Origin of the sequence: Exiguobacterium sp. KJ 601, from assembly GCF_027161185.1 — a bacterium.
Lineage (GTDB): Bacteria > Bacillota > Bacilli > Exiguobacteriales > Exiguobacteriaceae > Exiguobacterium > Exiguobacterium profundum.
This window is the reverse complement of sequence record NZ_JADHZG010000006.1, coordinates 16,700-27,097: the sequence shown is the minus strand read 5'-3', so window position 1 is coordinate 27,097 and position 10,398 is coordinate 16,700. Positions and strand designations below refer to the sequence as shown.

Sequence of the window (10,398 nt, the reverse complement as noted above, 5' to 3'; positions counted from 1 at the left end):
TGGTGAGCTCACGTTTGTTTGTGACTTGATGAAACTGTTGTAACCTTTGTTAAGTGCTGGAGAGTCAGATTTCACGACTTTCGATTTACGTCCTTTACGGACTAACTGGTTAATAGTAGGCATCTTTGAAGATCCTCCCTTCCTGAATGTTGCTATTTTCTAGTCCCACCGACCCGGGTGGTTCATTTAAGGTCATAACGAAACGTTTTTACGAGGCGTAGGCATTCCATGACCTCGCAAAAACGTGAGTTATACCTTGAAAGTGGCAATTGTAGCAGCCAAACCTTCCCGTAGAAAGTTCGGATGGACGTCCAAGTAGCTTGCCGACTGCTGGACATCGTTGTCATCGACAACAACCGATTGGCGGCACTAAATCATAGTAGCACCGCCAACCTGCGCTGTCAAGACGTATTTTACTCGACTGTTGTATCTTCGAGCGCAACTGGCGCCTCATCTTCTTTGAGTTCCACATCACGGTAGACGGCCATTCCAGTACCAGCTGGAACGAGTTTACCGATGATGACGTTCTCTTTGAGTCCGAGGAGATAGTCACGTTTCCCTTTGATTGCTGCATCTGTCAAGACGCGAGTCGTTTCTTGGAACGAAGCCGCTGAGAGGAACGAATCTGTCTCAAGTGAAGCTTTCGTGATTCCGAGAAGGACTGGTTTCGCAGTCGCTGGGTGTTTTCCATCACGAATCGCATCTTTACACGCTTCTTTGAAGACGCTGATGTCGACGAGTGATCCAGGGAGAAGCGGTGTGTCACCTGATTCGATAACTTTGACACGGCGAAGCATTTGGCGAACCATGACCTCAACGTGCTTATCACCGATTTCTACCCCTTGCATCCGGTAAACTTTTTGAACTTCTTGAAGAAGATAGTTCTGAACACCAGATACACCACGGACGGCGAGCAATTCTTTCGGATCGATCGAACCTTCCGTGAAGACTTCACCGGCTTCTACTGTGTCGCCGATTTGAACGCGGAGACGCGCTCCGAAAGGAATCGTGTATGAACGAGTCTCACTGAATCCTTCGACCGTGAGTTCACGCTTGTCACGCGATTCTGTGAAGTCGATGACCGTACCAGAGATTTCCGAGATGACCGCTTGACCTTTCGGGTTACGGGCTTCGAATACCTCTTGGATACGTGGAAGACCTTGTGTGATATCGTCTCCGGCAACCCCACCTGTGTGGAAGGTACGCATTGTAAGCTGCGTTCCTGGCTCACCGATTGATTGTGCGGCAATGATACCGACGGCTTCCCCGACTTCAACATTTGATCCAGTTGCCAAGTTGCGTCCGTAACACTTCTTACATACGCCGTGTGACGTGTTACATGTGAAGGCTGTACGGATTTCAACTTTTTCAACACCCGCATCTACAATGATGCGCGCGATGTCTTCTGTGATCAATTCGTTCTTATCGATCAACACTTCGCCCGTTTCAGGGTGTGTGACCGTTTCAAACGATGTACGTCCGACGAGACGGTCGTACAAGCTTTCGATTTCTTCCGTACCTTCGCGGAGTGCAGAAACACGGATTCCGCGGTCTGTTCCACAATCCTCTTCACGGATGATGACATCTTGCGCTACGTCAACGAGACGACGCGTCAAGTAACCTGAATCGGCTGTCTTCAAGGCTGTATCGGCAAGACCTTTACGAGCCCCGTGAGTCGAGATGAAGTACTCTTGAACCGTCAGACCTTCACGGAATGACGATTTGATTGGAAGTTCGATGATGCGACCAGATGGAGCGGCCATCAAACCACGCATACCCGCAAGCTGCGTAAAGTTCGATGCGTTACCACGGGCACCTGAGTCAGACATCATGAAGATTGGGTTCAGGCGGTTGAGGGATTTCATCAATCGAGATTGAATTTCATCCTTCGCTTCGTTCCAAGCACGGACAACGCGCTCGTAACGCTCATCTTCAGTGATGAGACCACGACGGAACGACTTCATGATTTGGTCGACTTGTTTTTGTGCTTCATCAAGGATTTCCTGTTTATCCGGAAGTACGATGATATCGGCAATCCCAACCGTCACACCCGCTTTTGTCGAGTGCTTGAAGCCAAGATCTTTCATCCGGTCAAGCATGCGGCTTGTTTCCGTCGTTTCAAACTTCTGGAACACTTCCGCGATGACTTTTCCAAGGAACCCTTTTTTGAACGGGTCGATGATTGGACGTGATGCGATTTCTTCCGCAACGTTCGCCCCTTTGTCGATGAAGTACTTATCAGGCGTTGCTTCCTGTAAGTTTTCCATCGTCGGCTCGTTCAAGTATGGGAACGTATTTGGCAAGATTTCGTTGAAGATCATCTTACCAACTGTCGTAATGAGCAATTTCTCGTTCTGTTCGTCTGTGAACGTCGGGTTGTTGAGCGTACGTGCCGGAAGTGCCACACGCGAGTGCAAGTGGACATAACCGTTTTGGTAAGCAATCAACGCTTCGTTGACGTTCGAGAACACTTTCCCTTGACCGACGGCATCTTCACGTTCGAGTGAGATGTAGTAGTTACCGAGGACCATATCCTGCGATGGTGTAACAACTGGTTTTCCGTCTTTCGGGTTCAAGATGTTCTGCGCAGCGAGCATGAGAAGACGTGCTTCCGCTTGTGCTTCTGCAGAGAGCGGAACGTGGACGGCCATTTGGTCACCATCGAAGTCGGCGTTGTATGCCGTACATACGAGTGGGTGAAGGCGAATCGCACGACCTTCAACAAGAATCGGTTCGAATGCTTGAATACCAAGGCGGTGAAGTGTCGGGGCACGGTTCAAGAGGACCGGATGCTCACGAATGACTTCTTCAAGGACGCCCCAGATTTCAGGTTGCATCTTCTCGATTTTGCGTTTGGCGTTCTTGATGTTTGAAGCGATGCCGCGACCGACAAGCTCTTTCATCACGAACGGTTTGAAGAGTTCAAGCGCCATCTCTTTTGGAAGACCACACTGATACATCTTCAAGTTCGGACCTACGACGATAACCGAACGTCCTGAATAGTCGACCCGTTTACCGAGAAGGTTTTGACGGAAACGACCTTGTTTCCCTTTCAACATGTGTGAAAGTGATTTAAGCGGACGGTTACCAGGACCTGTTACCGGACGACCACGACGACCGTTGTCGATGAGGGCGTCAACCGCTTCTTGAAGCATACGCTTCTCGTTTTGCACGATGATGTTCGGCGCGCCGAGGTCGAGCAAACGTTTGAGACGGTTGTTCCGGTTGATGACTCGACGATACAAATCGTTCAAGTCAGATGTCGCAAAGCGTCCACCATCAAGCTGTACCATCGGACGAAGCTCTGGTGGGATGACAGGAAGTACTTCAAGGATCATCCAGTCTGGATTGTTTCCTGAAGTGAAGAATGCATCGAGAACTTCCAAGCGCTTAATCGCACGTGTACGACGTTGACCTTGGACTGTTTTCAACTCTTCACGAAGCTCGCCTACTTCTTTTTCAAGATTAACGTCTTGAAGAAGTGTACGGATGGCTTCAGCACCCATGTCTGCTTTGAAGTCGCTACCGTATTTTTCACGATAGAGACGGAATTCTTTTTCCGAGAGAAGTTGTTTCTTCTCAAGCGGAGTATCACCTGGCTCTGTGACCACGTAAGATGCGAAGTAAATGACTTCTTCAAGCGCACGTGGTGACATGTCGAGAACAAGCCCCATGCGGCTTGGAATCCCTTTGAAGTACCAGATGTGCGAAACTGGTGCCGCGAGCTCGATATGGCCCATTCGCTCGCGACGCACTTTCGCTTTCGTCACTTCAACGCCACAGCGGTCACAAATGACTCCTTTATAACGGATACGTTTGTATTTCCCACAGTAACATTCCCAGTCTTTCGTAGGACCGAAGATTCGTTCACAGAATAATCCGTCCTTCTCTGGTTTAAGTGTACGATAGTTGATCGTTTCCGGCTTTTTGACTTCACCGTAAGACCACGAACGGATCTTCTCTGATGAAGCCAAGCCGATTTTCATATATTCAAATCGATTAACATCTACCAAGGGGCCGACCTCCCTTTTCGCCTTATTCCTCTTCCGTAACAGTCGGTTGAACGACTTGTTCTAACGCCGATGTTGCGTTCGGGATGTTGTCGTCATCTTCATCTTTCATTTCGACTTCTTCATCATCCGCTGACATCATCTTGACTTCCATACCGAGCGCTTGAAGCTCTTTGATCAAGACGCGGAATGATTCAGGAACGCCCGCTTTCGGAACGCTCTCGCCTTTCACGATGGCCTCATATGCTTTCACACGACCGACCGTGTCATCCGACTTGATTGTCAAGATTTCTTGGAGCGTGTAGGCTGCACCGTACGCTTCAAGAGCCCAAACTTCCATCTCCCCGAAGCGCTGACCACCGAACTGTGCTTTACCACCGAGCGGTTGTTGCGTAACGAGTGAGTATGGTCCTGTCGAACGAGCGTGAAGTTTGTCATCAACCATGTGCGCGAGTTTGATCATGTACATGACACCGACCGAGACGCGGTTATCGAACGGTTCACCCGTACGACCGTCATAGAGACGCGTTTTCGCATCTTTATCCATACCAGCCTCTTCAATCGTTGCCCATACGTCTTCCTCACGCGCTCCATCGAATACAGGTGTTGCCACTTTGATACCGAGCTTCTTCGCCGCCATACCAAGGTGGAGCTCAAGTACCTGACCGATGTTCATACGAGATGGTACCCCAAGCGGGTTGAGCATGATGTCAACCGGTGTACCGTCTGGCATGTATGGCATATCTTCTTCAGGGAGGATTCGCGAGATAACACCTTTGTTACCGTGACGTCCCGCCATCTTATCCCCTTCGTGAATCTTACGTTTTTGAACGATATAGACACGTACCATTTGGTTGACGCCTGGAGACAACTCGTCACCGTTTTCACGGTCGAACACTTTGACATCCAAGATGATTCCGTCTCCACCGTTTGGTACACGAAGTGACGTATCACGTACTTCACGTGCCTTCTCACCGAAGATTGCGTGCAAGAGACGCTCTTCCGCCGTCAATTCTGTAACGCCCTTAGGTGTTACTTTACCGACGAGGATGTCGCCATCCTTGACTTCAGCTCCGATGCGGATAATTCCACGATCGTCCAAGTTACGAAGTGCGTCATCTCCGACGTTTGGAATATCACGTGTGATTTCCTCTGGTCCGAGTTTCGTGTCGCGTGACTCTGACTCGTACTCTTCGATATGAATCGACGTGTACACGTCATCTTTCACGAGACGCTCACTCATGATGATCGCATCCTCATAGTTGTAACCATCCCATGTCATGAAGGCAACGACGACGTTACGGCCGAGCGCGAGCTCACCCATATCCATCGATGGACCGTCTGCAAGGATTTCTCCTTTTTCGACACGGTCACCAGCTGCGATGATTGGTTTTTGGTTATAGCATGTCCCTTGGTTCGAACGGACATATTTTTGAAGTTTGTAACGGTCAAGGTCACCTGAAACCTCAGAACCGTTCACGTCAGACGTGCGACGGATCAAGATTTCACGCGCTGTGACGCGTTCGACGACACCTGGGTATTTCGCAACAATAGCTGCCCCAGAGTCTTTCGCAGATACGTACTCCATGCCGGTACCGACAATCGGTGAATCCGGTTGAAGGAGTGGTACTGCTTGACGTTGCATGTTCGCTCCCATGAGGGCACGGTTCGAGTCATCGTTCTCGAGGAACGGGATACATGCCGTTGCGGCAGAAACAACCTGTTTCGGCGAAACGTCCATGTAGTCCACTCGGCTTGGCTCGACTGACAAGTTTTGTCCGCGGAAACGGCAAAGAACTTGTTCGTCTGCAAAGTGGCCATCTTCTGTGAGCGGCATGTTTGCCTGTGCGACGACATAGAGGTCTTCCTCATCAGCCGTCATATATTGAATATCGCCAGTGACAAGACCTGTTTCTGGGTCAACACGACGGTATGGTGCTTCGATGAAACCGTACTCGTTCACTTTCGCATAAGACGAGAGTGAGTTGATGAGTCCGATGTTCGGCCCCTCTGGTGTTTCGATTGGACACATCCGACCGTAGTGCGAATAGTGAACGTCTCGAACTTCGAAACCAGCACGCTCACGTGTCAAACCACCCGGTCCAAGTGCAGAGAGACGACGCTTGTGCGTGAGCTCTGCGAGCGGGTTCGTTTGGTCCATGAACTGTGACAATTGCGAGCTACCGAAGAACTCTTTAAGTGATGCGATAACCGGGCGGATGTTGATGAGCGCCTGTGGTGTGATCGCATTTTGATCTTGAATCGACATACGTTCTTTTACGACACGTTCCATACGGGAAAGCCCGATCCGGAATTGGTTTTGGAGAAGTTCTCCGACTGAACGAAGACGACGGTTTCCTAAGTGGTCGATGTCATCTGTTGTTCCGACTTCGTGAAGTAAGTTGAAGAAGTAGTTGATTGAAGCGATAATATCGGCTGGCGTAATATGTTTTACGCTGCGATCGATATTGCCATTTCCGATGATGTTCAAGATACGCTCTCCATCTGGGTCATCCGGTGAGATGACTTTGATTGACTGAAGACCGAATGGCTCACCTTCAGCGACACCACCAGTTGGTTCCGCGTCGATATAGCCAAGGCCATTCTCCAAGTGCGGGAGGATACGATCTAAGTTGCGGCGGTCGAGGATTGTTCCAGCTTCGGCGAGTACTTCGCCTGTTTCCGGGTCCACGAGCGTTTCCGCTAATTTTTGACCGAACAAACGGTTCTTAAGATGAAGTTTTTTGTTCATCTTATAGCGACCGACGTTCGCTAAGTCGTAACGTTTCGGGTCGAAGAAACGTGATACGAGAAGAGATTTCGCATTTTCTACCGTTGGTGGTTCACCAGGGCGGAGACGCTCATAAATCTCGATCAACGCTTTCTCTGTAGACTCCGTATTATCTTTTTCAAGGGTGTTACGAAGGTATTCGTCATCCCCGAGAAGGTCGATAATTTCTTGGTCCGTACCGAATCCGAGGGCACGCAACAACACCGTTACCGGAATTTTACGGGTACGGTCGATACGAACATAAACGATATCTTTGGCATCTGTCTCGAGTTCGAGCCAAGCACCACGGTTCGGGATGACAGTTGCGCCAAATCCACGTTTACCGTTTTTATCGAGTTTAGCGTTATAGTACACGCTCGGTGAACGGACAAGCTGGGAAACGATGACGCGTTCTGCACCATTGATGATAAACGTTCCCGATTCTGTCATGAGCGGGAAATCCCCCATGAACACTTCTTGTTCTTTGAGCTCACCTGTCTCTTTGTTTTGGAGACGCACTTTTACGCGAAGTGGCGCAGAATAAGTAACGTCGCGCTCCTTCGATTCATCGATAGAATACTTCGGCTCACTGAGCGAGTAATCGATGAACTCCAATACGAGGTTTCCTGTGAAGTCGGAAATCGGTGAAATGTCTGTGAACATTTCCTTCAATCCTTCACGCAAGAACCACTCATAAGAAGCAGTTTGAATTTCAATCAAATTCGGAAGCTCTAATACCTCACTGATACGGGCAAAGCTTCTTCTCTGACGGTGACGACCGTACTGAACAAGTTGACCAGTCAACTGATTCACCTCTCAGACCCCCAATTCTTTAGCGAATTTTTCGGGCGTAATAATCGAACATTGTCATTGAATGTCGCTCGTTTTCCGTCTCTAAAAAGCGGCAGACACGGCAGTTTCAAGCGAATTCCATTCCAATGGCATTTTATAATGTTAGCATATACGTTATAGCGAGTCAACAAGACTTCACCGTTTGTCAAGACCGAATTGCTCGGAAAATAAAGTAACCTTTTTCTTTCGCGATCGTTTCAACTTGACCAAACACCTCTTCTAATAACTTTTTAGCAGAAGGTGCTCCTTGTTTCTTTTGAATGACGACATAGATTGCTCCTCCATCGACGAGGTGCGTATGTGCTTCACGCAAGATCGTATGGACGACTTGTTTCCCCGCACGAATCGGCGGATTGGTGACAATGGCGGCAAACCGTTCTCCCCCCACCGCGTCATACGCGTGAGAAAGCCGTGTTTCGACCGTCACTCCATTACGGGCGGCGTTTTGCTCAGAGAGCGCCAGCGCACGCTCATTCACATCAATGAGCAAGGCCTCACGCCCAGAGGCATCGGCAAGCGAGATCCCCATCGGACCATAGCCGCAGCCTACATCTAAAATACGTCCCGACACATCAGGCATCTCAAACGTTTCAATTAAAAGACGTGACCCAAAATCGACCGACCCTTTCGAGAACACACCGCGGTCCGAAGTGAAATGATACTGTTTCCCTCGCAACTCGTACGTCCATGTCTCCGGGGCACTTTCCGAACGTGGATCGTTCGTATAGTAATGATCTCCCATGCGTTGAACCTCCTAACCCATTCTTCAAGGAAATAAAAGAAGCTCGCCATGGCGAGCTTCTATAGGTTGTGAAGTAGAATTACTTAACTTCAACAGATGCGCCAGCTTCTTCAAGCTTAGCTTTGATTGCGTCAGCGTCTTCTTTAGAAACGCCTTCTTTGACTGGAGCTGGAGTTCCGTCAACGAGTGCTTTTGCTTCTTTAAGACCGAGACCTGTGATTTCACGAACAGCTTTGATGACGTTGATTTTACCAGCGCCAGCGTTTGTGAGGATTACGTCGAATTCAGTTTTCTCTTCAGCTGCTGCGCCTGCGCCAGCACCTGCAACTGCTACTGGAGCTGCTGCTGATACGCCGAATTCTTCTTCGATTGTTTTTACGAGTTCGTTAAGTTCGAGAACCGTCATTGATTTGAGGTCTTCGATGAATTGCTCTTTGTTGAAAGCCATTATGGTTTTCCTCCTTTGATGTTGTGAAAAAGTTTTTTTGAGTTACGCTACGCGACAAAAATTAAGCTGATTGCTCTTCTTTTTGTTCTGCGATTGCATTTGTTGCGACTGCGAGCCCACGGATTGGAGCTTGAAGTACGCTGAGAAGCATCGAGAGAAGACCATCGCGTGATGGAAGTTCTGCAAGGGCTTTGATTTCTTCGAGTGAAGAAACTTTACCTTCGATGATTCCGCCTTTAAGTTCGAGCGCTTTGTGCTCTTTCGAGAAGTCGTTCAAGATCTTCGCTGGAGCAATAACGTCTTCTTTAGAGAAGGCGATTGCTGTAGGACCAGTGAAGACTTCGTCAAGACCTTCGAAGTTCGACTGAGTAGCTGCGCGGCGAAGAAGACCGTTCTTGTAAACTTTGAACTCGATTCCAGCGTCACGGAGTGATTTACGGAGTGTAGTCACTTCTTCAACTGTAAGTCCACGGTAGTCAACAACAACTGTTCCAACGCTCGCTTGCATTTTCTCAGCGATTTCATCGACGAGTGCCGATTTCTGAGCTACGATTTTTTCGTTTGCCATGTGTTTGCACCTCCTAGTCAATTCTTATACCGGACGAGAGGCTGCTCTCCAAAAGAAATCCCTCGTATGAAGACATACGAGGGCGTAATTGTTTGAAAGTAAACCTGTGACAACAGGCTCAAGTTCGAGCAAAGACACCTCGGAAGGGTTTACGGACCGATGTCCACCTTCTGTCTACGGTAATCCAACATATTCGGTTGAACGTGTATTACTTTATCAGCGGTGTCACACGTTGTCAACAATTTATTTCAACAAGATTACTTAAGGAAATCTGCAGTCGCTACACGGATCCCAGGACCCATTGTAGATGAAAGCGAGATGTTTTTAAGGTAAGTTCCTTTTGCAGTAGCAGGCTTCACTTTCATGAGTGTTTCGAGAATTGTCTCGATGTTCTCAGAGAGTTTAGATGCTTCAAATGATTTCTTACCAACTGGAACGTGGATGTTACCAGCTTTATCAACACGGTATTCAACTTTACCAGCTTTGATATCCGCGATTGCTTTTTCTACGTCGAAAGTAACTGTTCCTGTTTTCGGGTTAGGCATGAGGCCTTTAGGTCCGAGAACACGACCAAGTTTACCAACCTCACCCATCATGTCAGGTGTCGCAACGATTACATCGAAGTCGAACCATCCTTGTTGGATTTTGTTGATGTACTCAGCGTCGCCAACGTAGTCTGCTCCAGCAGCTTCCGCTTCTTTCACTTTCTCACCTTTTGCGAAGACGAGAACTTTTTGTGTTTTACCAGTACCGTGTGGAAGTACAACGGCACCACGGATTTGTTGGTCTGCTTTCTTCGGATCTACGCCGAGACGGACAGCAACTTCGATTGTTTCATCGAATTTAGCAGTAGCTGTTTTTTGAACGAGCTCGACAGCTTCAGCGAGGTCGTATGACTTCGTGCGGTCAACAAGCTTAGCTGCTTCTTGGTGTTTTTTACCCATGATCTTTTCCTCCTTGTGGTTAGCGGAATTTCCTCCCACATAATGAAGGGATTGAAGGTGAGCA

The 10,398-nt window shown here is 48.6% G+C and carries 6 protein-coding genes, 1 pseudogene and 1 other annotated feature; all 7 genes and pseudogenes read right to left on the bottom strand.

From position 1 onward, the window contains the following. A pseudogene (locus IRJ25_RS14330) lies at positions 1 to 123 on the bottom strand (30S ribosomal protein S12); the annotation flags it as partial. A 290-nt stretch (positions 124 to 413) separates the two neighbouring features. Beyond that, positions 414 to 4,013, bottom strand: a complete 3,600-nt coding sequence (gene rpoC, locus IRJ25_RS14325; protein ID WP_012727684.1) for a DNA-directed RNA polymerase subunit beta' — start codon at positions 4,011 to 4,013, stop codon at positions 414 to 416. Positions 4,014 to 4,035: 22 nt separating this feature from the next. Further along, positions 4,036 to 7,584 carry a DNA-directed RNA polymerase subunit beta gene (rpoB, locus tag IRJ25_RS14320; RefSeq protein WP_074037866.1) on the bottom strand — a complete coding sequence of 1,183 codons (3,549 nt, stop codon included), beginning with the start codon at positions 7,582 to 7,584 and terminating at the stop codon, positions 4,036 to 4,038. A gap of 193 nt (positions 7,585 to 7,777) precedes the next feature. Next, positions 7,778 to 8,374, bottom strand: a complete 597-nt coding sequence (locus IRJ25_RS14315; protein ID WP_012727686.1) for a class I SAM-dependent methyltransferase — start codon at positions 8,372 to 8,374, stop codon at positions 7,778 to 7,780. A 79-nt stretch (positions 8,375 to 8,453) separates the two neighbouring features. Then, positions 8,454 to 8,822 (bottom strand): 50S ribosomal protein L7/L12, encoded by a 369-nt coding sequence (gene rplL / locus IRJ25_RS14310; RefSeq protein ID WP_012727687.1) that lies wholly within the window; start codon positions 8,820 to 8,822, stop codon positions 8,454 to 8,456. Positions 8,823 to 8,883: 61 nt separating this feature from the next. After that, positions 8,884 to 9,390: a 50S ribosomal protein L10 gene (rplJ, locus tag IRJ25_RS14305; protein ID WP_012727688.1), complete on the bottom strand. Its 507-nt coding sequence runs from the start codon at positions 9,388 to 9,390 to the stop codon at positions 8,884 to 8,886. A 44-nt stretch (positions 9,391 to 9,434) separates the two neighbouring features. After that, positions 9,435 to 9,588 (bottom strand) — a sequence feature (ribosomal protein L10 leader region). Positions 9,589 to 9,647: 59 nt separating this feature from the next. Then, complete coding sequence (gene rplA, locus IRJ25_RS14300; protein WP_012727689.1) at positions 9,648 to 10,334, bottom strand: 50S ribosomal protein L1; 687 nt, start codon at positions 10,332 to 10,334, stop codon at positions 9,648 to 9,650. Positions 10,335 to 10,398 lie beyond the last annotated feature (64 nt).

Coding starts and splice junctions, on each gene's coding strand:
- IRJ25_RS14315 (WP_012727686.1), bottom strand. CDS start 8,374: ATGGGAGATCATTACTATACGAACGATCCACGTTCGGAAAGTGCCCCG.
- rplL (WP_012727687.1), bottom strand. CDS start 8,822: ATGGCTTTCAACAAAGAGCAATTCATCGAAGACCTCAAATCAATGACG.
- rplJ (WP_012727688.1), bottom strand. CDS start 9,390: ATGGCAAACGAAAAAATCGTAGCTCAGAAATCGGCACTCGTCGATGAA.
- rplA (WP_012727689.1), bottom strand. CDS start 10,334: ATGGGTAAAAAACACCAAGAAGCAGCTAAGCTTGTTGACCGCACGAAG.